At 68.6% G+C, this 23,481-nt stretch carries 24 protein-coding genes; 5 read left to right on the forward strand and 19 right to left on the reverse strand.

The window, feature by feature from the left end; translation table 11 throughout:
* The first annotated feature begins 96 nt into the window (after nt 1-96).
* Nucleotides 97-963, forward strand: a complete 867-nt coding sequence (locus tag ACQ859_RS10025; RefSeq protein ID WP_431265644.1) for an IclR family transcriptional regulator — start codon at nt 97-99, stop codon at nt 961-963.
* A 492-nt stretch (nt 964-1,455) separates the two neighbouring features.
* Here the strand turns inward: ACQ859_RS10025 and ACQ859_RS10030 are convergent, their stop codons facing one another.
* Both ACQ859_RS10030 and ACQ859_RS10035 read right to left on the reverse strand, forming a co-directional pair.
* Nucleotides 1,456-1,809: a VOC family protein gene (locus ACQ859_RS10030; RefSeq protein WP_431265645.1), complete on the reverse strand. Its 354-nt coding sequence runs from the start codon at nt 1,807-1,809 to the stop codon at nt 1,456-1,458.
* A gap of 14 nt (nt 1,810-1,823) precedes the next feature.
* Nucleotides 1,824-2,222 carry a GFA family protein gene (locus ACQ859_RS10035; RefSeq protein WP_431265646.1) on the reverse strand — a complete coding sequence of 133 codons (399 nt, stop codon included), beginning with the start codon at nt 2,220-2,222 and terminating at the stop codon, nt 1,824-1,826.
* Between the two features lie 156 nt (nt 2,223-2,378).
* On the opposite strand from ACQ859_RS10035, the gene ACQ859_RS10040 reads away from it, so the two are divergent.
* On the forward strand, nt 2,379-2,834 hold the full coding sequence (locus tag ACQ859_RS10040) for a DUF4275 family protein (protein ID WP_431265647.1): 456 nt from the start codon (nt 2,379-2,381) through the stop codon (nt 2,832-2,834).
* Nucleotides 2,835-2,878: 44 nt separating this feature from the next.
* Here the strand turns inward: ACQ859_RS10040 and ACQ859_RS10045 are convergent, their stop codons facing one another.
* Genes ACQ859_RS10045 through ACQ859_RS10055 form a run of 3 tightly spaced genes read right to left on the reverse strand, consistent with a single transcriptional unit; the run spans nt 2,879 to nt 5,337 of the window.
* Complete coding sequence (locus tag ACQ859_RS10045) at nt 2,879-3,184, reverse strand: hypothetical protein (RefSeq protein WP_431265648.1); 306 nt, start codon at nt 3,182-3,184, stop codon at nt 2,879-2,881.
* 7 nt (nt 3,185-3,191) lie between these two features.
* The gene (locus tag ACQ859_RS10050) at nt 3,192-5,162 is read right to left on the reverse strand and encodes an AAA family ATPase (RefSeq protein ID WP_431265649.1); all 1,971 of its coding nucleotides are present in this window, start codon (nt 5,160-5,162) and stop codon (nt 3,192-3,194) included.
* Nucleotides 5,155-5,337 (reverse strand): hypothetical protein, encoded by a 183-nt coding sequence (locus ACQ859_RS10055; protein WP_331613886.1) that lies wholly within the window; start codon nt 5,335-5,337, stop codon nt 5,155-5,157. Before ACQ859_RS10055 ends, ACQ859_RS10050 begins: the two co-directional genes overlap by 8 nt.
* 528 nt (nt 5,338-5,865) lie before the next feature.
* On the opposite strand from ACQ859_RS10055, the gene ACQ859_RS10060 reads away from it, so the two are divergent.
* Nucleotides 5,866-6,048 (forward strand): hypothetical protein, encoded by a 183-nt coding sequence (locus tag ACQ859_RS10060; RefSeq protein ID WP_431258689.1) that lies wholly within the window; start codon nt 5,866-5,868, stop codon nt 6,046-6,048.
* A gap of 11 nt (nt 6,049-6,059) precedes the next feature.
* Nucleotides 6,060-6,902, forward strand: coding sequence for an SPFH domain-containing protein (locus ACQ859_RS10065; protein ID WP_431265650.1), 843 nt, complete (start codon nt 6,060-6,062; stop codon nt 6,900-6,902).
* A gap of 135 nt (nt 6,903-7,037) precedes the next feature.
* Here the strand turns inward: ACQ859_RS10065 and ACQ859_RS10070 are convergent, their stop codons facing one another.
* The 6 genes from ACQ859_RS10070 to ACQ859_RS10095 form a co-directional block, all read right to left on the reverse strand.
* Nucleotides 7,038-7,841: a tellurite resistance TerB family protein gene (locus ACQ859_RS10070; RefSeq protein ID WP_431265651.1), complete on the reverse strand. Its 804-nt coding sequence runs from the start codon at nt 7,839-7,841 to the stop codon at nt 7,038-7,040.
* A 132-nt stretch (nt 7,842-7,973) separates the two neighbouring features.
* Nucleotides 7,974-10,499 (reverse strand): lactonase family protein, encoded by a 2,526-nt coding sequence (locus tag ACQ859_RS10075; RefSeq protein ID WP_431265652.1) that lies wholly within the window; start codon nt 10,497-10,499, stop codon nt 7,974-7,976.
* A gap of 92 nt (nt 10,500-10,591) precedes the next feature.
* Nucleotides 10,592-11,734 (reverse strand): tetratricopeptide repeat protein, encoded by a 1,143-nt coding sequence (locus tag ACQ859_RS10080; RefSeq protein WP_431265653.1) that lies wholly within the window; start codon nt 11,732-11,734, stop codon nt 10,592-10,594.
* A gap of 9 nt (nt 11,735-11,743) precedes the next feature.
* Nucleotides 11,744-13,066: an NRAMP family divalent metal transporter gene (locus ACQ859_RS10085; RefSeq protein ID WP_431265654.1), complete on the reverse strand. Its 1,323-nt coding sequence runs from the start codon at nt 13,064-13,066 to the stop codon at nt 11,744-11,746.
* 47 nt (nt 13,067-13,113) lie between these two features.
* Nucleotides 13,114-14,736 carry a phosphoethanolamine transferase gene (locus ACQ859_RS10090; RefSeq protein ID WP_431265655.1) on the reverse strand — a complete coding sequence of 541 codons (1,623 nt, stop codon included), beginning with the start codon at nt 14,734-14,736 and terminating at the stop codon, nt 13,114-13,116.
* Between the two features lie 66 nt (nt 14,737-14,802).
* The gene (locus ACQ859_RS10095; RefSeq protein ID WP_431265656.1) at nt 14,803-15,498 is read right to left on the reverse strand and encodes an arylesterase; all 696 of its coding nucleotides are present in this window, start codon (nt 15,496-15,498) and stop codon (nt 14,803-14,805) included.
* On the opposite strand from ACQ859_RS10095, the gene ACQ859_RS10100 reads away from it, so the two are divergent.
* A complete protein-coding gene (locus tag ACQ859_RS10100; RefSeq protein ID WP_421033046.1) occupies nt 15,497-16,192 on the forward strand; it encodes an ABC transporter ATP-binding protein in 696 nt (231 codons plus the stop codon). The two genes, ACQ859_RS10095 and ACQ859_RS10100, sit on opposite strands and share 2 nt — an antisense overlap.
* Before the next feature lie 168 nt (nt 16,193-16,360).
* Here the strand turns inward: ACQ859_RS10100 and ACQ859_RS10105 are convergent, their stop codons facing one another.
* The 8 genes from ACQ859_RS10105 to ACQ859_RS10140 all read right to left on the reverse strand — a co-directional run bounded on the left by ACQ859_RS10105 (nt 16,361) and on the right by ACQ859_RS10140 (nt 23,471).
* Complete coding sequence (locus tag ACQ859_RS10105; RefSeq protein ID WP_431265657.1) at nt 16,361-16,930, reverse strand: DUF2062 domain-containing protein; 570 nt, start codon at nt 16,928-16,930, stop codon at nt 16,361-16,363.
* Nucleotides 16,931-17,028: 98 nt separating this feature from the next.
* Entirely contained in the window at nt 17,029-17,826 is a 798-nt protein-coding gene (locus ACQ859_RS10110; RefSeq protein ID WP_431265658.1) for a peptidylprolyl isomerase, read from the reverse strand.
* A 72-nt stretch (nt 17,827-17,898) separates the two neighbouring features.
* Nucleotides 17,899-18,240 (reverse strand): BolA family protein, encoded by a 342-nt coding sequence (locus tag ACQ859_RS10115; RefSeq protein WP_431265659.1) that lies wholly within the window; start codon nt 18,238-18,240, stop codon nt 17,899-17,901.
* On the reverse strand, nt 18,237-18,884 hold the full coding sequence (locus ACQ859_RS10120; RefSeq protein WP_431265660.1) for a septation protein A: 648 nt from the start codon (nt 18,882-18,884) through the stop codon (nt 18,237-18,239). The genes ACQ859_RS10115 and ACQ859_RS10120 overlap by 4 nt, the downstream gene beginning before the upstream one ends.
* A gap of 24 nt (nt 18,885-18,908) precedes the next feature.
* Complete coding sequence (gene msrB, locus ACQ859_RS10125) at nt 18,909-19,364, reverse strand: peptide-methionine (R)-S-oxide reductase MsrB (protein ID WP_431265661.1); 456 nt, start codon at nt 19,362-19,364, stop codon at nt 18,909-18,911.
* The gene (locus ACQ859_RS10130; protein WP_431265662.1) at nt 19,361-20,920 is read right to left on the reverse strand and encodes a protein adenylyltransferase SelO; all 1,560 of its coding nucleotides are present in this window, start codon (nt 20,918-20,920) and stop codon (nt 19,361-19,363) included. The genes msrB and ACQ859_RS10130 overlap by 4 nt, the downstream gene beginning before the upstream one ends.
* Nucleotides 20,921-21,265: 345 nt before the next feature.
* Nucleotides 21,266-22,810, reverse strand: a complete 1,545-nt coding sequence (locus tag ACQ859_RS10135) for a methyl-accepting chemotaxis protein (RefSeq protein WP_431265663.1) — start codon at nt 22,808-22,810, stop codon at nt 21,266-21,268.
* A gap of 265 nt (nt 22,811-23,075) precedes the next feature.
* Nucleotides 23,076-23,471 carry a 2Fe-2S iron-sulfur cluster-binding protein gene (locus ACQ859_RS10140; protein ID WP_431265664.1) on the reverse strand — a complete coding sequence of 132 codons (396 nt, stop codon included), beginning with the start codon at nt 23,469-23,471 and terminating at the stop codon, nt 23,076-23,078.
* Between the last annotated feature and the right edge of the window lie 10 nt (nt 23,472-23,481).

Consider the following 23,481-nt stretch of genomic DNA (forward strand, 5'->3'; position numbering starts at 1 on the left):
GAGGGGGCGTGTCGTGCTGACGGAATTCAGCAAAACGGAATCCGTTTGTTGGATGCGAATATAGCTGTGTCGCTGAATTCGTTCAACAATAGCGAAATGACCATGCCAGACATCGCCGACGACGCACCGGATGCCAACGACCGCGAGGACGCCAGTGACCGGGAGGACCGGCGCGGCATCCAGAGCATCGAGGTGGGCGGCCGGCTGCTGAAGGCGGCGGCGGCGCGCGGCCAGCCGCTGCCGCTGAAGGCCTTGTCCCAGGCGGCGGAGATGAGCCCGGCGAAGGCGCATCCCTACCTGGTGAGCTTCTGCAAGCTGGGGCTGATGCGGCAGGACCCGGCGACGGGGTACTACGGCCTGGGCCCGCTGGCGATGGAGATGGGCCTGATCGGCATGCGGCAGATCGATCCGATCCGCCTGGCGACGGCGCGGCTGGAAGCGCTGGCCGAGGAGATCGGCCACACGGTGGCGATCGCGGTGTGGGGCTCGCAGGGTGCAACGATCGTGCGCACGGCGGCATCGCCAGCGGCGGTGCACGTGACGATGCGGCACGGGACGGTGGTGTCGCTGTCGGATACCGCGTCGGGCCCGCTGTTCGCGGCCTATAGACCGGAGCCGGAGATCAAGGCGATGCTCACGGAGGCGCGCCGCAAGGGCCCTGCGGACCTGGCGCGCGTCGGGCCGCACGACCGACCGCGCGAGCTGCCGACGTGGGCGGCGTTCTCGACGACGCTGGATGAGATCCGAGGTCGGGTGATGCACCGCTCGGTGGGCGGGATCGTCGAAGGCGTGAGCGCGCTCGCCGTGCCCGTCTTCGACAGCGATGCGCAGATGGCGCTGGCGCTGACGGCGATCGGGCCGTCAGGGGCCTTCGACGCAGCGTGGGACGGCGCGGTCTCGCGTGGCCTCACCGGCGCGGCGACGGCGTTGATGCGGGAGATCGGTGGACGCTTCCCTGCTTGAGGCTTGATCCGCACACGACGTGTGCACGGAGTCTCTACTCGCCAGCATTCACCAGGCTTTCCGCGGCCCTCCGCAGAACGTCCTCGGCGTCTCCGATTCGATCAACTCGCAGAAGTCCTTCAGCCTGTTCCGCTGCGGCCCAAAGGAGCTCATAGACACCCAGGCTCGCCAGAATGGGTTCAGCACGCTCAAGGTCCCTGTAGAGCGGGGGAAGTCAACAGTGGCGACGAACTCAGTGAAGCCAGTCTCGCACGATGACACCCGCTGCCGTACATGCTCCATGGTTTGCAGTAGTTGGTCGCGCAGACTCATTTGGTGTCATTCCGTTTCCATCTCTGCTTAGGCGATCTCCACGATCAATCCCGTCTGCTGCTCTCACGCCGCTGCCACTGCGCTTCGCGCAACGACCAAAGCAATGCGATCAACCTCTGCGGGAACCGCATCTGCACAGAATGCATCGTGCAGAACGAGCACCCAAGCAGACCGCATCGCTCATCCAACGTGCTGAAGGATGTTGACCAGCGTCCCGACGGGATCCCGCACGTAGAACCGCCGCACTCCCCACGGCTCGATGACAGGACCGTACTCCACCGGGATGTCGGCCTCCCGCACCCTGCGGAGCGCCTCATCGAGGTCGTCGACCTCGACGGAGAGCGCAGGCACCGGCGTGCCCGCGCCGCCTTCGCTGGCGATGCTCACCTGCACCGTCATCGGCTCGTCGCCCGCATAGGTGCGGATCCAGCCGTGATCCATCGCGAGCGCCAACCCCAGCACTCGCCGGTAGAACTCGTCCACGGCGGAGGGATCTCGCGCGACGACATTGGCGATGATGCGTCGGACTTGCATGGAGCGCGCCCGCCTCACTGCGCCGGCGAAGCCGGCACCTCGCCGAGCGCCGCCGTCCACCCGGCCGCCGAATGCGTCCAGATCTGCCGCGACGGCCGCAGCTGATCCCGTTCCTCCAGGCAGCCGAGCCGGATCACCGCGTGCGTCGCGTTCTCCGCCGCGGCGCCATACAGCGCGGTGCCGCAGTCGGGGCAGAAGACCTGCGCGCGACGGTTCCCGCTCTGCGCGACCTTCACGTAGGTCTTGGGCGAACCGGAAATCTCGAAGCTCTCCATCGGTGCCGAGATCACCGCGCGATAGGGCGCGCCGGACAGGATCTGGCAGTCGTCGCAATGGCACACGACGACCTGGGTCGGATCGACCTCGCCGCTGAACTGGATGGCGCCGCAGTGGCAGGAACCGTGGACTCTCATGGCTGATGGATCTCGTAGCTCGGGCACGAGGCAGTCTAAGTGCCCCATCGGCGCGACGCGTGAAGACGGCGTCGAGCCGCTGGCCGCGTCACCACCGGATCAGGCGCTGTCGTCGCGAATGGCATGATCCCGCGCATGGCGAAGCAAGAGACCCCCTTGATCACCCCTGGCCGCATCTTGCGCGAGCTGCCCGAGGCGGAGGCCGCCGCCCTCGCGGCGTCGTGGCTCGACGTGTTCGCCCGTGGCGTCCACGGGATGAGACTGAAGGCCTACCTGTGGCACGTGTTCAGCGGCGGTGGCTACGAGTGCCTCTCCGGCAAGGAGGCGCTCACCGCCTACGCGGCGCGCGAGGCGCCCGAGTATCTGGTCCTGTCGAACAACCGGAAAACCGCCTTCGTGACGGACCAGCGGCCCGATTGGACCTACATGGGCGATTACTACGTCTTTCCGCCCAACTTCGCGTGGACCCTGGCCGTCACCCATGAAGACGGTTGGCTCGGCGGACCGTATTTCGCCACGCACCGCGATGGCGAGCGCCTGCACGCCGCCAACCTCGCGCAGATTCGCAAGCGGCGTGAGATCGAGGACGCCCGCGCCAAGGGCTGGACCTGAGTCGTATCGACGACCGCCGCGCGCCGCGCGCCGCGCGCTGCGGCTCAATCGCTCGACGTCCGGACCTCCAACCCCTCACGGGAGGCCGCGCTGAAGAATGCCGCCAAGCGCAGACCGCGCCGCAACTGGGCGGGATGGAGCGAGCCTTCGGCACTCGTCATCAGCATCAGGAGCTCGTGCACCAGCTCGCCCGCCTGTCGCGATGACAGGCGAGGGCTGTCGTAGAAGGCCAGCCACAGGGCGGTGAGTTGCGGGTATCGCGCCTGCTCCGACTCCGCCAGCTGGAGCAGGAACTCGTCCTGCGGCTCGATGTGCTCGCGATGCTCGCCAGCGTAGAGAGTCATGGCCATGGTCGGATCACCTCACGAGCGGAGCGGTCAGAGACGCCGGGAGTGGCGAGGCGGCAAGGGCATGGCCGCGTTTTACCTCAGACGGGCGTTGTCGTACCCGCGGCCGCGCTGTCGTCCGGAACATCGCGAGCCGTTCCGCATAGGGATCCAGCGCGTCTTCCGGCCTTCCCAGCGGCAGCCCCGCCACCGCGGCGAACCGCTCCGGCGTGACCTGACCCTGCGCGATCAGCTCGTCCACCAGCGCCAGCAGCGCGTCGCGATGCGTCTCGAGCAGGTCCGTCGCGCGCGCATGCTCGGCCTGCAGCAGCGCCTCGATCGGCGCGTTGCTGGCCTCCACGTCCGTGCACAGGTTGTCGTCGCTGGCGGTGATGACATCGCTACGGCCGATGCGCGGACCGTGGCCGAGGTGGCGCAGCATGCGCGCCGCCGTCTCGGTGGCCTTGCGCAGGTCGCTCTCGGCGCCGCTGGAACTCATGTCGGGGCCGAACACGAGCAGCTCGGCCGCGCGGCCGGCGAGGCTGGTGCAGATGTTGTCGAGCAGGTTGCGCCGCGACCAGACCTTGCGCGAGGCGTAGGCGTTGTAGCCGCCCTCGAAGCTCGCCACGTGGATCTTGATCTCCCGCGGCGCGCGGCCGAACAGCAGCGCATGCACCAGCCCGTGACCGGCCTCGTGCACCGCCAGCAGCGCGCGGAAGTCCGCGTTGTTGCGCTGGCGCAGGCGGCTGATCTCGAAAGGCGCGGCGATCGCGTGGGACTCGTTGCGCCAATGGGCGATCAGGCTGCGACGGTCGGCGGTGAGCCGCACGTCGTCGCCCGCGGCCGCACCGCGCTCGATCGCCCACAGCGCGGCATTCGCCAGGCCGGCGCCCAGGATCGCGTGCAGCGACGAGAACAGCGGGCGCGTGCCCTGCGCAGGGAACACTGCGTTGGCGTAGATCTGCTCGTGCACGCTGGCTGCCAGGTCGAAGCGCAGGCCGCAGCGGGCCTCGGTCTCCCGGGCATATCGGGCGCAGCCCTGCTCGATCAGCTGCTCGTACGCGCGGCGCGACAGCGAGGGGTAGACCACGTGCTCGTTGCCCAGCCGCGCGACCTGCTCCGGCTTGAAGCGCTTGTTCAGCGCCTGCTTGACGTCGATGACGCTGAGCTTGCCGGTCACCGCGTGGAAGGTGTCGGCATCGCTGTCGCAGTCGTCCACGCTGGTGGCGAGGTCCTCGTACATCTCGTCGAGGTTGCCGCACACGAAGATCAGCAGCCGGCTGTAGTCGGTCTCCCATTGCTGCTGGCCGTCGCGGAACTCGCGCAGGCGCGCCTGCACCTGGTCCGGCGTCCAGGCCATGATCTCCAGCAGCGGCTCGTCGAGCTTGAGGGTGCGCTGCAGTTCCTGCGCCTCCCAGCTGCGCAACTTGAAGCGCAGCTTGGCCTCGTCGGCATCGGCGCGCTCGGCGTCGAAGGCCGCCTCGGCGATGGACGATTCGATGTCGCCCAGCAGCGAGAGCGCCGGTGGCAGCTTGCCGTCGGAGAGCAGCGCCCACACGTCCTGGTAACGCTCGACGCGCACCTCGTCGCGCTTGGCGTTGATCGTGCGGAAGCGCTGGAACTCGTCGAGCGCGAGGATGCCCGGTTCGCCCTCGCGCACGCCGGACCGCCCCAGCATCCCGGAGATGCTCTGCGCGCCGCGCATGCCGGCGCCGTTGGAGAAGCCGTCCATCTGCACTTCGACGAAGCGGTCGTAGAAGCCCAGCAGCTGCGCCAGCCGGCGCACGAGCTGCGTCTTGCCGGTGCCCGTCAGTCCCCAGAGGCAGACGATGACGGGCCGCGAGACGAGCTCGGGCAGCACGTACCACGCGCGCACCGAATCGATGACGCGGTCGATGATGGCGTCGATGCCGAACAGCTCGGTCTTGAGCTGGGCGGCGACGGATTGCAGCTGCTGGTTTCTCTGCGCCAGCTGCTCGCGCAGGTCGTTGGATTCATTCATCCCAATCCTCTCGTCGCAGCAGCGCCTGCAGCGCCACGCGGTCGGCGCGGCGTTGCGCGCCGCGGCTCTGGATGTGTTGGCCGGCGCCACGCAGTCCACGCTGGGCCATCGCGCGCGCCACGGGGTCGCGCGCACCGGGGCTCGTCTCGAGCACCAGCGTCATGGCTTGTTTCATGCGGCGCAGGGCCTTGACCCGCCCCTCCTGGAGGGCGCGGGAACGGAGTTGTGCACTCATTCGGTTTCCGAAAAGCAAAAGCCCCGGCTCGATGGCGGCGGGGCTCTGCTGGAGCCGCGCGGTCTGAGGCCGTATCTGTGAACAGACACGGTTCAGCCGGGGCTCGGGAACCGTGTTCAGTCGATCGTCGAGATGAACAGGGAGGACATAAGAGGGATCTCCGTCAATGCGGGCGCTGTCGTCGGCGCCTTCAGCAGTGGACGCGGATGATGCTGAGCGAGGGCCCGTCGCGCAAGTGCGATTCGTCTGCGCGTTGCGGCGCGCCAACGGCGCCTCATCGCGGCATGACGGCGCGGACCGTCGACGCCATCAAGCAGGCAAGTCCTGGCACGTCGCTCCGCCGGACCGACGTGGAGGGGCCGCGGTGTGGCGTCCTTGCCGCGTGGCTCTCCCTCCGAGGGGTGTCCCCCGTCGCGGACGCGTGTCGGCGCGGCGGGGCATCCCACAATCGATGTCGAGGAGGAAAGCATGGCTCTCATTCGCGCCTGGTTGGTGCTCATCGTCTTGTGGCTGGCCTGTCTGGGCCTGGTGGTGTGGGTGCGTTCGATGACGCGCAGACAGGCGGTGGCCTGGCTGCAGCTCGCGCGCTGGGCGATCGGCGGCGCCGTGCTGGCGCTGGGGCTCGCGGCACTCACCATCTATCTGTTCTGAGGAGAAGAAAAATGATCACCAAGGTTCATGCGCCATCGTCGCGTTCCCCGCGTTCCCCGCGCCTGTCGCTCGTCGTGCTCGCCGCGGCGTCGCTGCTCGCCGGCTGCACGCGCATCGAGACCGGCGAGGTCGGCCTGCGCGTCGGCGTCGACAAGCAGATCAGCGGCGCCGAGCTGCTGCCCGGCAGCTTCAACCAGACGCTGTTCGGCGACGTGCTGACCTTCCCGGTGCGCGACATCGCGGTCCTGCTGGAGAACAAGCAGCCGCTGACGTCCGACAACAGCACGCTGAAGGACTTCGACATGACGCTGGTCTACTCGATCAATCCGGCGGCGGTGTCGGACCTGTGGACCACCAAGAGCCGCACCTTCCATGCGTTCAGCCGCGACGACCGCGACTGGATCCTGATGCACGGCTACATGACCACGGTGACCAACAACGCGGCCTACAAGGCGGTGCGCGAGTACAAGGCCCTGGCCGTCGCGGACAACCGCCAGAAGATCGAGGCGGAGATCAAGCGCATCGTCACGGAGACGCTGGCGTCGGAAGGGCTGGGGACGGCGCTGTCGGTGTCGCTGGTGCAGGTCCGCACGGTGATGCCGGCGGACGACATCATCGCGTCGGCCAACGCCGTGGTGACGGCGCAGAACGCGCTGCGCGCCAAGGAGATCGAGGTCGAGACGGCCAAGAAGGAAGCCGAGCGGATCGCCGCGCTGAACACCAACAGCAAGGCCATCGAGTACATGAACGCGCAGGCCCAGCTGAAGATCGCCGAAGGCGTGGCCGCCGGCAAGGTGCAGACGATCGTCGTGCCCTACGACTTCAAGGGCATCGTGAACGCGAATCCGCGCTGACCGCCACCCCGCTTTGGGCGCCCCGCGTCGTTGCAAATCCTCGCCATAGCTGGGCTATGGCTCCGGTTTGCGCCTAGCTGTGCATCCCAAATCGGGGTAGCGGTCAGCGCGGATTCCTCAGCGGGGACGGTTGATTCAGCTTTGCGAGAGCGCCTGCGCCTCGAGCTGCGACTTCAGGCCGTCCGGCAGCTTCAGTTGGCGGGCCAACTCGTCGAGGTAGGCGCGCTCCATGAAGCTGGTCTCGTCGACCATCAGCAGGCTCGCGAGGTACATCTCGGACGCGATCTCCGGCGTGGTGGCCGCCTGCGCCACCGCCGCCGGATCGAGCGGACGACGCAGCGCGTCCTCCTGCCAGGCGCGCAGTTCGGGATCGTCCTCGACGCGGCTGAGCGCCTGCTCGATCAGCTCGCGTTCACGGTCGTCCAGATGGCCGTCGGCCTTGGCCGCGGCGATCATCGCCAGCAGCACCGCGCGGCTGTGTTCCTCGGCCTCCTCCTGAGGCACCCGGTCCAGCGTGCGCGGCTCCGCCGTGGCGCTGACCTGCGACGTCGCAACGCCGGGCGTGAAGGATCGCCCCTGGGACTGTCCTTGCCCTTGCCCTTGCCCGGTCCCTTGCGCCGACTGCTGTGCCTGCCAGGCCGTGTAGGCCTTGTAGGCCATCAGCCCCAGGGCCGCGATGCTGCCGTACTTCAGCGCCTTGCCGCCGTAGCTGCGACCGCGCTTGCTGCCGAGCAGCGCGCCCAGGACGCCAGCCGCGCCGGCGCCCGCGCCGAGCTTGCCGAGATCCCCCAGGTTGCCGAGGCCACCCAGATTGCCCAACCCGCCGAGATTGCCCAGTCCCCCGAGTCCGCCCGAGCCGCTCCGGCCCGGCACGCCGCCGCCCTGCAGCAGGTCCCGACCCGATCTCAGCAATTGATCCAGAAGTCCATGCGCACTCATCGCCAGCCCCTTTCAACGCGGTAGAAGAGTCTGTCAGTTGAGGGCACCGGGCGGTATCCCCACCCTGATCGGACTGCTGGCAAGCTCGGTTGGAACGCCTTGCTGAATGCCACCGACGGTGCTAGCGAAACCTCACCCCGATTCCCGGAACCTCGGACACTGAATCTGGCCCGACGGATTGTTACGTTCGAAGGTTAACTGGCCTGAGGCCGGATCGATCCGGAACAGTTGCAGCACGCGATCTCCGGTGGGCGGTACGGCCGCGTCGGCGTAGAGGTAGCGACCGGAAGGGTCCACGCTGGTGCAGTAGGCGCCGGGGAATGTGCCGTCGATCTCCGGTTGCAGGCGGGAGGGAAGACCGCTCACCGGGTCGATCGACATGGCCGTCACAGAGCCGAATACTGAGGGGAGGGTGGGCCCCGCGTAATAGTGGCCCGCGCTGTTGACGTACAGGAAGCGGCCGGACGGATGCAGGCTGAAATCCTGGGAGCTGATGCCCATGTCCGACGTGGTGCCGACATGCCTGAGGGTTCCGGTCTCCGCATCGATCGCCAGAGTGGCGATATTACCGGGCCAAAAGTCCCGCCCCGACACGCCGCCCGAGAGGACATACAGGAAACGGCCGGACGGGTGAACGGCCATGACCATCCGCGGAGGATCGACGAAGGGTCGCACGGTCTGCACCGGGGTCAGCAGGCCGTCCGCCGGATTGATGCGCATCACGTCGATGTGACCGCTGAAGCTTCTCACGTACAGGAATCGACCGGTTGCGTCGACAAATCCGCCGTCGCTCTTCCACAGCGATGAGTTGGCCTCTCCGACTTTCGTCAAGGTTGCTGCCGCCACGTCAGCCTTGTAGACCAGGATATTTCCCGAGGTGGTCGGGGTGTAGACGTACTGCCCCGAGGGATGAGCGATGGCAAGCTTCGGGCCGTCGCTGAAGGAGGAGGCGATTGCGACGCGCGTCGTGCGACCGGTCTGCGCGTCCAGGCTGAACAGGTCCACTGAGCCTCCATACGGCCAAGCGGTCGAGGCGCCGGCGATGAATGCCACGAGTCCGGTCGCTGCAAACGAGGGGCCCTTGAGGTTGCTCATCGCGCTAGCGCCCGCATAGGAGCCGGTGCCCGTGGCGGGCGCGTACGTGCCGGTCGCCGGATCGACGTCGTACAGGCCCAGCCCGCCGCCGTAGTTGGCATAACCCTCCAGGTAGTACCCGACGGTGCCGCTCACCGGCGCACAGCGTACGACCGGCGCGGAGACATCGCTGTTCGACACCACGCCGGAGCCGTCGAGCACGTCGCAGCTCATCATGGGACGGCGAGGCTGCGCTTTGACAGTGATGTTGTAGCTCGACCCGCTGGCCAGCGCGCGGCCGAACACGAAAGAGCCGTCGGCACGGACCTCGAGGTCCTCGGTCCCATTGAGCTGCAGCGCCAGCGAGGTCGACCACAGGCCGCGCATTTGGCCGCCCACCTTGTACGCGTTCGTTGCGCAGGACACGGTCACGTCGGCGATGTCTGCATCGAGCATTGCACCGTCCGCAGTGCCCGCATTCACTGTGCAGGTCTGCGACGGATTCGACGGCTGCGTGCGGACCGAGACGGCATAACGCCCGCCACTCGCGATGGGTGTGCGGAACTGGAAGCGGCCGGTCGCGTCGGGGACGGCATCGTCGCCCCCGTTGTTGCGCAGCACCAGACCGGTACCCTGCAGGCCGCCCACCTGTCCGCCGACGGCGAAGCTGCGGGTGGCGCAGACCACACGGACGGTGTCGACATTGGCCGAGGCGGGGCCGGACGTGCCCACGCCGTTGACCACGCTGCAGGTCTGGCTCGGCGAAGTCGGCTGCCGCTGGACGGTCACGACATAGCCCGCGTCCGCCGCCACGGTCGCGGCGAATGTGGCGAGCCCATTGCCTCCGATGGCGAGGTCGTCAGAGGCGTTGTTGCGCAGCACCAGGCCCGTCCCCGCCAGTCCCTCGACCTGCGCCGCCACCGCGTAGGTGTTGGTCGAACACTGGATCTGCAGGTCATCGATGTCGCGGGCGACCACCGTCCCGGCTGCGGCTCCCCCGCCGAGAGAGCAGGTCTGTGCGGGCGACGACGGCTGGGTCTTCACCTGGACCCGGAACTGCGATCCGCTGGGCAGTTTGTCCGGGAAGCGGAAGCTGCCATTGGCCGCCAGCGGCAGCGGCGTGTTTTCGTCGAGTTGCAGCGTCAAGCCCTGACCCTTCAGGCCCGATACCGCGCCGCCGAGAACGTAACGGTTGGTGCTGCACTGAATCGAAGCCCGGCGCATGTCGGCGCCGCTCACCTGGCCCTGGGCGAGTTCCGGCGCCACGACGCAGGTCTGTGCCGGCATCGCGGGATGGGACTGCACCGCGATCACGTACCGCAAACCGTCAGCCAGGGCTTGGGGGAACGTGAAGCTGCCATCGCCACGTACGGACAAAGGCTGGGTCCCGTTGAGGGTCAGGACCAGTTCGCCGCCCGCGAGTCCCGTCACCGAGCCGCCGACCGCGTAGGTGCCCGGTGGCGGCGTGGAGATCCCGGGATTCGGGGCTCCCCCACCGGTGTCTCCTCCGCCGCCCCCGCCGCACGCGGTGAGCAGGACGAGCAAAGGCAAGGCGCAGCGACGCAGCGCGCGGGGTGCAGACATGGAAACTCCCTCGATCCGACGTGTAGGGACGCGGACCTCCGTGTCGCGCGTCGTCGCCGCGCTCGTCGGTGGCGCGAAAACAGCGGCGGAGTTTAGGACCCGGCGGAGTCCGGTACCGCGAGGGGGATCCCCTGGGTCGGGTGGTCAGACACCAGCGAAAACATGTGCGCATCCCACGGCTGACCGTCGACGCCGCGAATGCGGTTGCGCAGCAGGCCCTCGTAATGGGCGCCGCTCCGGCGAGCCACGGCCAGACTCGGCTCATTGCCCTGCGCGACGACGATCTCCACGCGCTTCAGCTGGAGCTTGTCGAACGCATGCCGGCTGAGCGCGCGCACCGCTGACGAGGCCGCGCCCTGGCCCTGCCAGGACGAGCGCACCCAGTAGCCGAGATTGCAGAACGGATGCACCGCATGCAGCGAGTTGAGCCCGCCGCCACCGACGAAGTCGCCGGACGCGCGGTCGAAGATGCCGAACTCGTAGCTGGAGCCGCTCTGCCAGCCGCGCGCGCAGTGGTCGAGCCACTCCGCGCCTTCGGTGGCGGAGAAGTCCGCATGCGCCCATTTCATCCAGCGGCCGATGGACTCATGCGATTCGCGGACCGCCGCGACGAAGTCCGGCAGGTCGGCGGGGCGGTAGGGGCGCAGCACGAAGCGGCCCTCGATCAGTTCGGTGCCCACCGCGCCGGGTGCAGCGACGGCGCCGTCGTCCCAGACTTCGCCGGCCAGCTGCTTCGCGCAGGTCAGCATCGACCGGTTGTAGCGCGACAGCCGCTGCGCGAGCGCCGCCAGGGCCAGTCCGGCCGCCTCGTTGCCGCGTCCCTGCGCCGCGTAGGTGAGCGCCAGGATCGCGCGCGCCTCGTCATGCAGCGGACGGTCATGGCCCGGCTGCATGTGGTGCGCGAGCTCGCCGGTGAGCAGTGCCTCGCTCTCGTCGTAGCGCTTCAGCCAGCGCAGCGTGCTGCCGAGCTGGATGACCGCGCGCGTGCGCCGGTAGGGATCGAGACCGCCGGTCTCCAGCGCGGCGCGATAGAGCGGCTCGGCCTCGGCTTCGAGGCCGGCCGTGTCGCGGGCGCAGGCGCGCTCGAAGAGGGCGCGGGCATCGTCGCCGGGACGCTCGGCGGCGAGCGCATCGATCTCGGCGACCAACTGGGCGCCGGTGAGATCCGGCGCACGTCGCCAGACGTCGTCGAGGCGCAGGGACCAGGCGTCGTGGAGCGGGGCGGGTGCGGTCATCGGGGCAGTCTAGCGACTGCCCCCGAGCGTGCTGGAAGTCTGCAGCACGATCATCGCGAGGGTGGCCGCGGCCATCGCCGCGGTCGCCAGCCAGCCGAGCACGCGCCAGAGCGGCGGCATGCGCAACTCGCCGACGATCCTGCGGTGCGACGCGGCCACCATCACCGCGACCATGATCGGCACCGAGATCACCGCATTCACGACCGCCGACCAGAACAGCGCCTTGATCGGATTGAAGCCCGAGAGGCTGAGCGCCAGGCCGATCAGCATGGCGCCGCTCAGGATCGCGTAGAACGCCTTGGCGGAGTGGGCGGGACGGTCCAGGCCGCGACGCACGCCGGCGAGCGTGGCGACCGCGTAGGCCGCCGATCCCGCCAGCACCGGCAAGGCCAGGAAGCCCGTGCCCACGATGCCGGCCGCGAACAGGACGAAGGCGAATTCCCCCGCGACGGGCTTGAGCGCCTGCGCGGCCTGGGCGGTGGTCTCGATGTCGCGGACGCCGTGGGCATGCAGCGCGGCGGCGGTCGCGACGATCATGAAGAACGCGATCGTGTTCGAGAACCCCATGCCGACCAGCGTGTCCGTGCGCAGCCGCCGGAACTGGGCCACCGCCTGCTCCGGCGCGACGGCGAGCGGCCGGTCCGCGTCGATGCGGCGGATCTCCTCGGCCTCCTGGCTGGCCTGCCAGAAGAAGAGGTAGGGGCTGATCGTCGTGCCGAGGATCGCGACGACGGTGGTCGCGTACTCGCGGTCCCAATGCGCCGCCGGCAGCACCAGCGACTTCAGCGCGAGCACCCAGTCCGCCTGCGCCGCGAAGCCCACGCCGACGTAGGCCAGCAGCGTCAAGGTGAGCCACTTCAGCAGCTTCACATAGCGCTCGTAGGGCAGCCAGATCTGCAGCAGCAGCGACAGCAGCGCCATCACGACGACGAACGCGCCCGGCGGGCCACCGACCGCCAGATGCATCGCGTCGCCCATCGCGCTGAGATCGGCGCCGAGGTTGATCACGTTCGCGACGACCAGCAGCGACACCAGCGCGACCACCAGCCAGCGCGGGCAGAGCTTCGAGAAGTTCTCGGTGAGGCCCTTGCCGGTGATGCGGCCGATGCGGGCGCTGGCGAGTTGGATGCCCACCATCAGCGGGAAGGTGACGAGGATGGTCCAGCCGACCGCGTAGCCGTACTGCGCGCCGGCCTGCGAGTAGGTCGCGATGCCGCTCGGATCGTCGTCGGCCGCGCCGGTGATCAGGCCGGGACCGAGCTTGCTCCACCAGGGCGTGCTGAGCGTCGGTGGGACGGCATCCGTCGCGGCGTCACTGTCGATTCGATCCATGCCGGCTCCTGGTTTGCCGGAGCACAGGCAAGCGCAATGCCCGTCGTCTACTGCTCGAAGCGCACGCCCTTCACCGGCAGCGCCGGCGCTTCCCACGCGTAAGCGGCGTGGAGCACGTTGCGCTCGTCATGCATGCCGGGCCATCGCAACTGCATCAGCTCGGCCAGCGTCCAGCCGGCCCAGTCGGCGCGGAACGGCCGCGACGCCGTCGAGGCGTCGAATCCCGGCTCGCTGCGCCACATCAACGCCGGGATGCGGTAGCCCGAGGCCGTGCCTGGGCTGTGGCCGGCGTGGTCGAGGCTGTGCCCGACCTCCTGCCCATGGTCCGAGACGAACATCCACGCGCCATGCCCACCCGCCGGCAGATGACGGCGCGTGAGCCGCAGGGTCTGCGCCACGATATGGTCGTGATAGTGGATGGCCGAGTCGTAGTCCTGCCGGAACTCCCGCACCCACGCGGCGCGGCCGTCGCGTTTCATCGCGGTGTCCACCGCGTCGCCGTCGTCGTGGTCGAAGGGATGCTCGCCCGGCGGCATGCGCAGGCGGTAGTGCGGATGCGCCCCCAGCAGATGCACCACCACCAGCTTGCGAGGCGCGGGATCGGCCAGCGCGGCCTCGACCTCGTCCAGCAACTCGCCATCCAGCGACCCTGACGAGCGGCCCGGCTGCCGGTTGATCATCTCGACCACGTCGGCCAGTCGCGCGTGCTGCTGGTCGACGGCGACGTCGTCGTGGTTGCTCACCCACCAGACCTTGTAGCCCGCACTCTTCGCCAGCGCGAGCAGGTGCTGCGTGCGGCCGGCGGGATCGTCCTCGTCACGCTCGCCGAAGCTGAACAGGCCGCTCAGCGACGCGACCGTCGTCGCCTGCGTCGACCACGCGTGGCGCAGCGTCAGCAACCGGGCGCGCTCCTCGTCGCGCAGCGCGATCAGCTCCGGTGTTGTCGGCCGCGCGTAGCCGTAGAGGCTCATGTTGTCGCGGTTCACGCTCTCACCCAGGACCAGCACCACCGTCGACGGCGCGCTCGTCGCCATCGTGGGCGCCGCCGCGCGGGCGTTGCGCATCAGCTGTGCGCGCTGGACCTGCTGGTCCGCCCAGTTGGCGCGCAGGTCCGCGACCTGCTGCGTCCAGGCCGGCCAGAACAGCAGCGGATGGTGACGGCGCCAGGGCTTGCTCAGGTGGGCGAGGGCGCAGACGGCCAGCACCACGAGGAGCCCGATGCGGGCACGGCGCGAGAGCGCCGGTTGATCGCGCGTCGCTCGCGTGATCGCGACGCCGGTGAGCGCGAGCATCGCGATCAGCGCGGCAAGCGCGAGCGCCATCGCGGGCACTTGCGAGGTCAGGTATTCGATCGATTCGCGCGGTGTCGTGTTCGCCGCCGCGGCGAGCACGAGCGAGCTGTCCGGCGCCGCCTGATACTGGCTCTGCAAGAAGCCTCGCACCGCCCCGTCGACGAGGAACGCCGAGATCACGACGAAGACCGCGGCCCAGCGCAAGCGACGCCACGCAGGGCGCTGGATGGGCCACGGCAGCCAGAGCAGGGCGGGGAGGGCGAGCAGCCCGACCTGCGCCGCACGGCGGCTCTCATGGCCCGCCAGCACCGCGGCGGCGCAGGCGAGCGCGAGCAGGCCCAGGGCACCCCAGCGCAGCAGCGCGGGGCGTTGGAACATCAAAGCGGACATCGGACGGGAAGAAGACGGGAAGCGGGAGGAAAGGCGCGCAGTCTACGCACCCGCTCACAAGGTCGGTCTCAGGACCTTCCAGACGTTGTCCAGCATCACCGGGTGCGCCTTGGCCAGCGGATGGATGCGGTCGCCCTGGAACCACTCCGCCATGTCCGGGCGGTCGGCCACGCCGGCCAGCAAGAAGGGCACCAGCGACACCTTCTCCTCCTGCGCGACGACCTGGAAGCTGCCCTCGAAATCCCGCGCGTAGCTGGCGCCCATGTTGGGCGGGATCTGCATGCCGACCACCGTCACCTTGGCGCCGGCCGACTTGCCGGCCTGCACCATCGCCTTCAGGTTGTCGCGGGTCATCTTCAGCGGCAGCCCGCGCAGCGCGTCGTTGCCGCCGAGTTCGATGATCAGGTGCGTCGGGCGGTGCTGCTGCAGCAGCGCCGGCAGCCGCGAGCGCCCGCCCGAGGTCGTGTCGCCGCTGATGCTGGCGTTGATCACTTCGGCGCCCAGCTTCTGCGCCTTCAGTCGCTCGTCCAGCAGCGCCACCCAGCCGCTGCCGCGGGCCAGGCCGTACTCGGCCGACAGGCTGTCGCCCAGCACGACGATGCGGCGCGCGGCAGCGCCCGTCGCCGCGGCCGCTTCGGTGCGACCTTGCGCCGCGACAGGCCCGGCCAGGACCCCGGTCGCGACGAGGGTCGCGACACAGGCGCTACAGTGCAACATCCATTCACGGCGGCGCATCTGCGGTTGATTCATGGTTCAGAACATCCTCGAAGTCGATCACGTCAGCAAGTCGGTCCAGGATGCCGACGGCGTGCTGACCATTCTGCATGACATCAATTTCCAGCTGCAGGCGCGGGAGTCGGTGGCCATCGTCGGCGCCTCGGGCTCCGGCAAGAGCACGCTGCTGTCCATCCTCGCGGGCCTGGACACGCCGTCCGAAGGCACCGTGCGGCTGCAGGGGCAGAACATGTTCGCGCTGGACGAGGACGGCCGCGCCGCGCTGCGCGGGGCGCACCTGGGATTCGTGTTCCAGAGCTTCCAGCTGCTGGCGCACCTGACCGCGCTGGAGAACGTCATGCTGCCGCTCGAACTGCGCGGCGAGCGGGACGCGCGGGCGCAGGCCAAACTCATGCTGGAACGCGTGGGGCTGGGGCAGCGGCTGTCGCACTATCCGCGCGTGCTGTCGGGCGGGGAGCAGCAGCGCGTGGCGCTCGCCCGCGCCTTCGTGCAGCAGCCGGCGCTGCTGCTGGCCGATGAACCCACCGGCAGCCTCGACTACGCCACCGGCGAACAGGTCATGGCGCTGATGTTCGAACTCAACCGGGAGCTGGGAACCACGCTCGTCATGGTCACCCACGATCAGAGCATCGCGGCGCGCTGTGAGCGTCAGCTGAAGATCTCGGCCGGGCATCTGCAGGACATCACGATGGCGGATCTGCCGGCTTGAGGTCGCTGTCATGCCCCGGACGGGGCGTTGGCCGCCATTGCAAGGGGCCACAGGCGGCAAGCGCCTGAACCCCTAGCAATGCCGTCCCCAACCACCACCGTCCTTCGACGGTTTTGCGACCGGGGACTTCGGGAGAGGTCGCGGGAGCGGTGGGACGCGCAGGGATGGTCAGTGGCGCGCGGGGCGCGCCGCGCGCTCGCGCAGGCGCCGTCTGCGCTCGAGGCGGATGACGGCCCACCAGCCGATGTAGACGATGACGTAGAGGGCCAGGCCCAGGACGACACCGGCCAGCGGCAGGCCCACGAGCAGCGGCGTGCCCAGCTCGGAGAGCCATTGGCTCAGCGCATGCCACCAGCTCGACGGATCGCTCCAGTTGAGCGCGAGTTCCTTCGGGGCGGAGATCGGGCCGTGGATGCCCAGGACCTGACGGCCCAGGAAGATCGCCAGCGTCCAGATCGGCACCAGCGTCAACGGATTCGTCAGCCAGGTCGCCGCAATCGCCGCGGCGACGTTGGCCCGGCAGGCGATCGCCACCACGGCCGCCAGCAGCATCTGCGTCGGCAGCGGGATCACGCCGACGGCCAATCCCAGTCCCGCGCCCAGTGCCACGCGCCGCCGGTGTGCCACCCACAGCCAGGGGCGCTCCTTCAGGTAAAGGCCCAGCCACTTCAGGCCCTTGGTCTGTTCCAGGGACTCGGGCGAAGGCAGCAATCGGCGGGCAAGGCGGGAAGCCGTCATGAGGTCATCAAGCGATCATCAGATGTGAAAAGCCCGCGCGGCTGACCTGCAGCGGCGCGGGCTCTGAACAGTACAGCAAAGACTGTTCGGATCGGCGATCAGTTCTGGGAGAACTTGAAGTCGGTCTTGGCCTTGGAGCGCAGTTCCTCTTGGAACTCCGCGACCTTCTGCTGCTGCATGCGCTGCACGATCTGGGCCTTGACGTCGTCGAAGGCCGGGAACTGCGCCTGGCGCGTCTCTTCCAGCTTGATGATGTGATAGCCGAACTGCGACTTCACCGGCTCCTGCGTCATCTCGCCGGCCTTCAGCTTGGCCAGGGCCGCGCTGAACTCAGGCACGTAGGCGTCCGGCGCGGACCAGCCCAGGTCGCCGCCGTTCTGGGCGGAACCGGTGTCCTTGGAGTTCTTGGTCGCGAGGTCCTCGAACTTGGCGCCGCCGTTCAGCTGCTTGACCAGCGCCTTGGCGTCTTCTTCCTTCTCCACCAGGATGTGGCGGGCGTGGAATTCGGTGCCGGAGGCCTGCGCCTTGAACTTGTCGTACTCGACCTTCGCGTCGGCGTCGGTGATCGGGTTCTTCTTGGCGTAGTCGGCGAACAGTTCGCGGATCAGCAGGGACTGGCGGGCCAGTTCCATCTGGTTCTTGTAGTCGTCGGTCTTGTTCAGGCCGCGCTTCTCGGCTTCCTGCAGGAAGATCTCGCGCAGGACGACCTCTTCCTTGACCTTGGCTTCCATCTCGGGGCTGCGCGGCTGGCCACCCTTGGTGATCTGGCTGATCAGCACGTCGGCGCGGGCCTTCGGCACGGGCTTGCCGTTCACGAGCGTGATGTTCTGGGCGAGGGCCGGCAGGGCCACGGCGCCGATGACCGCCACGGTGGCGGCGAGCACAAACTTCTTCATGATGGGTAAAGGGCCTTTCGACTCTCGGGTGAGCGTGAACGCTCCAAAACAAAGCGCCGACTGGCGGCGCTGCTAGAGACCTGGTTTCTGCTGTTCGTCGGGCGCGCGCGCATCGATGGCGAGCGCGTGAATGCCCTTCTGCATCAGATCGGCGAGGGCATCATATACGAGCCGATGCCGATGCACCCTGGGTAAACCGGCAAAGCGCGGGCTCACGATTTCGAGGTAGTAATGGCCTCCCTCGCGGGCGCCGGCATGCCCCGCGTGATGCGCGCTGTCGTCCCTCAGACGCAGCACCACGGGCGCCAATGCCGCCCTCAGCCGGGCCTCGATCTCGACCGAGGGCGTCGCCGCCGGATTCGGCGCCGAGGCCGATGCCGACGGGGGATTCGCGCCGGTGCCGTCGCCGCTCATGGCTTGGGCTCCTCGGCGGCGGCCTCGGTCTCATGCGGCAGATGCCGGCTCATGTAGACGCCCTGGCCCAGCGTGAACAGCACGATCAGGCCGGTCGAACCGAAGGCCTTGAAGTTCGCCCAGGCCTCGGTGCTGAAGGAGTAAGCGACGTAAAGATTGGCAAAACCCATCAGTCCGAAGAAGGCCACCCAGGCCCAGTTGAGCCGGGTCCAGACGGGATCGGGCAGCGGCAGTTCGGCGCCGAGCATCTTGCGCAGCAGGTTCCTGCCCAGGAAGACGTGACTCACGAGGAAGGCCGCGGAGAACGCCCAATAGAGCATCGTCGGCTTCCACTTGATGAAGGTCTCGTTATGGAAGTAGACGGTGGCCGCACCGAGCGTGACCACCAGACCCAGGCTGATCCACAGCATCAGGTCGACCTTGCGGCCGCGCAGCTTCAGGAAGAGCACCTGCGAGATCGTCGCCAGCATCACGACGAGGGTGGCGAGCAGCACCGGCGCCTCGGTCGCGCCGACCTTGCCGCCGGACACCAGGAAACCGAGGTGCTCGGTGGCGAAGGCCGCCGCCGCATCCGGCCGTCCGTCGGCGTACTTGAACGTGACGAAGAACAGCAGGAGCGGCAGGAAATCGAGCAGGAGCTTCATTCGGGGATCAGTACGGCTTGGCGCTCAGCGCTGGGGCTCGAAGTCTATCGCGGCGGAATTGATGCAGAAGCGCTCGCCCGTCGGGTCCGGACCATCGGGAAAGACGTGGCCGAGGTGGGTGCCGCAGTGGTTGCAGCGCACCTCGACGCGGACCATGCCGTGCGTCGCGTCGACGACGCGCTCGACCACCTCGGCGTTGATCGGTTCGTAGTAGCTGGGCCAGCCGCAGCCGGCGTCGAACTTGGTGTCCGCCTTGAACAGCGGCGTGCCGCAGCCGACGCAGTTGTAGTTCCCGGCTTCCCAATGGTCCCAGTACTTGCCGGTGAAGGCGCGCTCGGTCGCGGCATGCCGGGCGACCTGGTACTGCGTCGGGTCCAGCTGCTCGCGCCACTCGGCGTCCGTCTTCTTGACGGGGTACTCGGTGTCGCGATCGCGGTCCTGGTCGGTGGCGTCTTGGATGAACTTGTCGTAGCGGCTCATGATGAACAGGAAACCTCCAGCGTTTGCGCCCAGTCGGGCGGGAAACCGGCGTCGGACGCCAGCGCGGGCTCGTCGAACGGACGTCGCAGCACGTCGAGCAGCCGGCGCACCTCGCTGAAGTCGCCGGCCTCGGCCCGTTGGATCGCCGTCTCGGCCAGGTGGTTTCTCAGGACCACCGCCGGGTTCACGGCATTCATCCGTCGGGCACGGGACTCAAGTGCGTCCGCCGGCTCGATCTTCAAGCGCGCCGCATACCGCGTCGCCCACGCGTCGAAGCCGGCGCGGTCCAGGAACAGGTCGCGGAGGCCCGAATTCGCCGCCGCCTCCAGCGGCTGAGCCGGATCGAAGCCCGCCAGCCGGCGGTGCGCGATCGTGTAGTCGGTGTGATGCGCGGCGAGCAACCGCAGCCAGTCGTCGATCAGCGGACCGTCCTCGCCGCGCTCGTCGACCTCGGCGCTGAGGCCGAGCTTCGCGCGCATCGCGCCGAGCAGCGCGGTGCCGAAGCGGTCGCGGTAGATCTCCAGCGCCTCGATCAGCTCGTCGCCGGCCGCCTCCGCATCGGTGGCTATGCCGGGCATCAGCGGCAGCAAGGCCTGCGCCAGCGCATGCAGGTTCCAGAACGCCACCTGCGGCTGTCGCGCGAAGGCGTAGCGGCCCTGGTGGTCCGAGTGGTTGCAGATGTGGCCCGGATCGAAGCCGTCCATGAAACCGAACGGGCCGTAGTCGATGGTCAGGCCCAGCATCGACATGTTGTCGGTGTTCATCACGCCATGCATGAAGCCGACGGCCTGCCACTGCGCGACCAGCTCGGCGGTTTGCGCGGCGACCTTGGACAGCGCGGCGGTCACCGGATTCGGCGCGTCGGCGCACTCCGGCGCGTGATGGCGGACGAAGAAGTCGAACAGCTCGCGCGTCCGTTCTTCCATGCCGTGATGGGTGAAGTGCTCGAAGTGCCCGAAGCGCAGGAAGCTCGGCGCGACGCGCGTGACGATGGCGCCGGTCTCGACGCGTTCGCGCTGCACCTTCAGCGAGGTCGAGCCGGTGATCGCGAGCGCACGGGTCGTCGGAATGCCCAGCGCCGCCATGGCTTCGGAGCAGAGGAATTCCCGGATGGACGAGCGCAGCACCGCGCGGCCGTCGCCGCGGCGCGAGTAGGGCGTCAGGCCTGCGCCCTTGAGCTGGAGTTCGAAGTGGCCGTTCGGACCGTCGACGCCGCCGAGCAGCAGCGCGCGACCGTCGCCCAGCTGGCCGGCCCACACGCCGAACTGATGGCCGCTGTACACGGTGGCCAGCGGCTTCATGCCGGCGAGGCGGGCGTTGCCGCTGAAGGCCTCGAGGGCCGCGGGGCGTGTCCACCAGTCGTCGGGCCAACCGAGCAGGGCGGCGCAGTCGGGACTGGTCGCGACCCAGTGCGGATCGGGCAATCCGGTGCCGGGGAGTTCGGTGAAGAAGTCGGACCCGAGGCTGGCGAAGCGATGGCTCCAGCGATCAGGCTCGGCGCCTGGGAAGTCCGCGTCGAGGCCGGTGTGGGGGCCCGCGTTGAGAGGCGCATTCATGGCGCCAGTTTACCGATGCCCTCATGGCCCTGTGAGGCCCGGGGTGGCCACAAAAGCAAAGGCCCTCAGTGAGAGAGTCCCACTGGGGCCGGAATGGGGCTTGGGGGTCCTGGAGGGATCCCCCATGCCCCGTGGAGTGCCCGCGCTTGGCATTCCGCATGCGAGCGCCGCTGGCCCTCACCCCCACCCTCTCCCGCAAGCGGGAGAGGGAGTCCCACCGGCTCACTTCTTACCCCCTCTCCCGCTGGCGGGAGCGCGCAACACTCGGTGCAACGACTCCCTCTCCCGCTTGCGGGAGAGGGTGGGGGTGAGGGCCAGCGGCCGTGGCAAACCGCCGTTCGAGGATCAGCCGAGCTTGAAGCTCGACACCGTATCGACGAGCTGCGCCGACTGATCCTTCAGCGATTCAGCCGCCGCTGCCGACTCTTCGACGAGCGCTGCGTTCTGCTGCGTCATCTGGTCGAGCTGCCGGACGGCCTGGCCGATCTCCCCGAGGGTGAGCGACTGGGCCGCGCTGGAGGAGGAGATCTCTCCGATGATGCGGGTCACGCGTTCGACGCTGGTGACGATCTCGCGCATCGTGCTGCCGGTTTCACCGACCAGTCGCGAGCCGCCGTCCACGCGTTCGACCGACGCGGAGATCAGCGTCTTGATCTGCTTGGCGGCTTCCGCGCTGCGCTGGGCGAGCGAGCGCACTTCGCTGGCGACGACCGCGAAACCGCGGCCCTGCTCGCCGGCGCGTGCCGCTTCCACCGCGGCGTTCAGCGCGAGGATGTTGGTCTGGAAGGCGATGCCATCGATGACGCCGATGATGTCGGCGATCTTGTTGGACGACTGCTGGATCTCGTTCATCGTCGCGACCACCTGCTCGACCATCGCGCCGCCACGGCCGGCGACCTGCGAGGCCGTCTGGGCCAGCGCATCGGCTTCCCGCGCCGATTCGGCGTTGAGCTTCACGCCTTCGCCGAGCTGCGCCATCGCGGCGCCGGTCTCTTCGAGGCTGCTCGCGGCCTGCTCGGTGCGGTTGGACAGATCGGCGTTGCCGGTGGCGATCTCGGAGGACGCGTGACGGACCTGGTCGGCGGACGAGCGCACGCTGGCGATGGTCGCGGCCAGGCGCTGCTGCATCTCCTGCAGCGAGCGGCGCAGCGCGGCGACCTCGTCGGTGCCGTCCACGTCGCTGCCGCGGCGGCTCAGGTCGCCGTCGGCGATGGCCTGGCTGAGAGACTGCGCCTCGGCCAGCGGCTCGGTCACCGAACGCGTGATCACCAGCGCGATGCCCACGCCCAGCACGATCGCCACCGTCATCAGCGCGATGACCAGGTTGCGGGTGCTTTCCGCCTCGGCCTGCGCTTCCTTGCGCGCGGCCTGCAGCAGGTCGCGGGTGTGTTCCGCGAACTTGTCGATCGCGGCCAGATAGTCGTTCATCGCCGGGATCAGCTGCGCCGCGGCGGCCGCCTTCACGTCGCCGCCGCCTTCCTTGACCTTGATGGCCGCCTCGCGGGCGTCCTGGTACTTCTTGCGGGCCGCGCCGATCTCGTCGATCAGGCGCGCGCCTTCCTTCTCGGTGATGCTGTCGTCCAGCTCCTTCTGGATCTTGTCGATCCGCGCCGACAGCTCCTTCGAGCGCGACGTGAATGCCTTGACGAAGTTCTCGTCGTCGACGACCAGCTGGACGATGCGACGCTGGATGTTGCCTTCGGTGAGACCCGACCACTGGCGCGAGATCTCCAGCGTGTGCATGTCGACCTCGACCAGGCGCTCGATGCGCTGATGCAGCATCGACACCCGGACGACGCCCACCGCCGAGGCCACGGCCATCAGCGCGATCACCAGCGCGAAGCCGGCCAGCACACGGCTACGCAGCCGCCAACGATTCAGATTCAGCATCTCGGAGTCCTTCTTCTTCGCGGCAGACCGGGCCCGGCAGGCCTATGGCCATGAGCCGGTCATGTCAGCATTGAAATGTTTGATACGCGGACGCGATGCTGCCTGTCCCCGGTGAAAACTGATCGATGGATATGCAGGGTGTGCCGTGAACAAAAGCGCGGAAGGCGTGGCCATGAACCCGCGTGTGGGTTAATCGCCGCAGCTTGTGCGAGATGCGGTCAACCTCGGGGGCGTACGCCGGCTCCAGCCGGAGCCCACCCCGCGTCTAGCTTTGCGCCGGACCACGTCCGGGCGGCGGCGGAATGTCGAAGAGATTGATCGCCTGCGGCTGGTCCAGCACCAGGTCCGAGCGCGCGCAGGCGACGCAAGGGAGGATCCAGCCCTCGTCCTTTTCCTCGCGCGACAGGCCGGGCCATTCGATGCGGTAGTCGATGCGGCCCGAGACCAGCTTCGCGATGCAGGCGCGGCAGGTCCCGTTGCGGCAGGAATGCGGCAGGCGCAGGCCGTGGTCGAGCGCCGCAAGCAGCAGCGTCTGGTCCTCCGGCGCGTCGAAGCGCCAGCCCTGCGGATGCAGGTCGACGGCGTGGACCGCCGGCGCGGGCGCAGACGGGGGCAGTGAAGGCGCGCCGGTCTCCTCGGCGGCATCAGGGGCGTGATCCATGGGCGTCATC

Origin of the sequence: Roseateles chitinivorans (genome assembly GCF_050632235.1) — a bacterium.
Taxonomy (GTDB): Bacteria; Pseudomonadota; Gammaproteobacteria; order Burkholderiales; family Burkholderiaceae_C; genus Roseateles; species Roseateles chitinivorans_A.

Excerpts from the sequence above, each read along its gene's own strand:
- ACQ859_RS10060 (WP_431258689.1), top strand. The coding sequence starts at position 5,866 with ATGGCTCTCATTCGCGCCTGGTTGGTGCTCATCGTCTTGTGGCTGGCC.
- ACQ859_RS10120 (WP_431265660.1), bottom strand. The coding sequence starts at position 18,884 with ATGAAGCTCCTGCTCGATTTCCTGCCGCTCCTGCTGTTCTTCGTCACG.
- ACQ859_RS10130 (WP_431265662.1), bottom strand. The coding sequence starts at position 20,920 with ATGAATGCGCCTCTCAACGCGGGCCCCCACACCGGCCTCGACGCGGAC.
- ACQ859_RS10075 (WP_431265652.1), bottom strand. The coding sequence starts at position 10,499 with ATGTCTGCACCCCGCGCGCTGCGTCGCTGCGCCTTGCCTTTGCTCGTC.
- ACQ859_RS10045 (WP_431265648.1), bottom strand. The coding sequence starts at position 3,184 with ATGGCCATGACTCTCTACGCTGGCGAGCATCGCGAGCACATCGAGCCG.
- ACQ859_RS10095 (WP_431265656.1), bottom strand. The coding sequence starts at position 15,498 with ATGAATCAACCGCAGATGCGCCGCCGTGAATGGATGTTGCACTGTAGC.
- ACQ859_RS10025 (WP_431265644.1), top strand. The coding sequence starts at position 97 with ATGACCATGCCAGACATCGCCGACGACGCACCGGATGCCAACGACCGC.
- ACQ859_RS10105 (WP_431265657.1), bottom strand. The coding sequence starts at position 16,930 with ATGACGGCTTCCCGCCTTGCCCGCCGATTGCTGCCTTCGCCCGAGTCC.
- ACQ859_RS10110 (WP_431265658.1), bottom strand. The coding sequence starts at position 17,826 with ATGAAGAAGTTTGTGCTCGCCGCCACCGTGGCGGTCATCGGCGCCGTG.
- ACQ859_RS10055 (WP_331613886.1), bottom strand. The coding sequence starts at position 5,337 with ATGAAACAAGCCATGACGCTGGTGCTCGAGACGAGCCCCGGTGCGCGC.
- ACQ859_RS10100 (WP_421033046.1), top strand. The coding sequence starts at position 15,497 with ATGGTTCAGAACATCCTCGAAGTCGATCACGTCAGCAAGTCGGTCCAG.
- ACQ859_RS10030 (WP_431265645.1), bottom strand. The coding sequence starts at position 1,809 with ATGCAAGTCCGACGCATCATCGCCAATGTCGTCGCGCGAGATCCCTCC.
- ACQ859_RS10070 (WP_431265651.1), bottom strand. The coding sequence starts at position 7,841 with ATGAGTGCGCATGGACTTCTGGATCAATTGCTGAGATCGGGTCGGGAC.
- ACQ859_RS10140 (WP_431265664.1), bottom strand. The coding sequence starts at position 23,471 with ATGGATCACGCCCCTGATGCCGCCGAGGAGACCGGCGCGCCTTCACTG.
- ACQ859_RS10135 (WP_431265663.1), bottom strand. The coding sequence starts at position 22,810 with ATGCTGAATCTGAATCGTTGGCGGCTGCGTAGCCGTGTGCTGGCCGGC.
- ACQ859_RS10080 (WP_431265653.1), bottom strand. The coding sequence starts at position 11,734 with ATGACCGCACCCGCCCCGCTCCACGACGCCTGGTCCCTGCGCCTCGAC.
- ACQ859_RS10050 (WP_431265649.1), bottom strand. The coding sequence starts at position 5,162 with ATGAATGAATCCAACGACCTGCGCGAGCAGCTGGCGCAGAGAAACCAG.
- ACQ859_RS10035 (WP_431265646.1), bottom strand. The coding sequence starts at position 2,222 with ATGAGAGTCCACGGTTCCTGCCACTGCGGCGCCATCCAGTTCAGCGGC.
- msrB (WP_431265661.1), bottom strand. The coding sequence starts at position 19,364 with ATGAGCCGCTACGACAAGTTCATCCAAGACGCCACCGACCAGGACCGC.
- ACQ859_RS10090 (WP_431265655.1), bottom strand. The coding sequence starts at position 14,736 with ATGTTCCAACGCCCCGCGCTGCTGCGCTGGGGTGCCCTGGGCCTGCTC.
- ACQ859_RS10115 (WP_431265659.1), bottom strand. The coding sequence starts at position 18,240 with ATGAGCGGCGACGGCACCGGCGCGAATCCCCCGTCGGCATCGGCCTCG.
- ACQ859_RS10085 (WP_431265654.1), bottom strand. The coding sequence starts at position 13,066 with ATGGATCGAATCGACAGTGACGCCGCGACGGATGCCGTCCCACCGACG.
- ACQ859_RS10065 (WP_431265650.1), top strand. The coding sequence starts at position 6,060 with ATGATCACCAAGGTTCATGCGCCATCGTCGCGTTCCCCGCGTTCCCCG.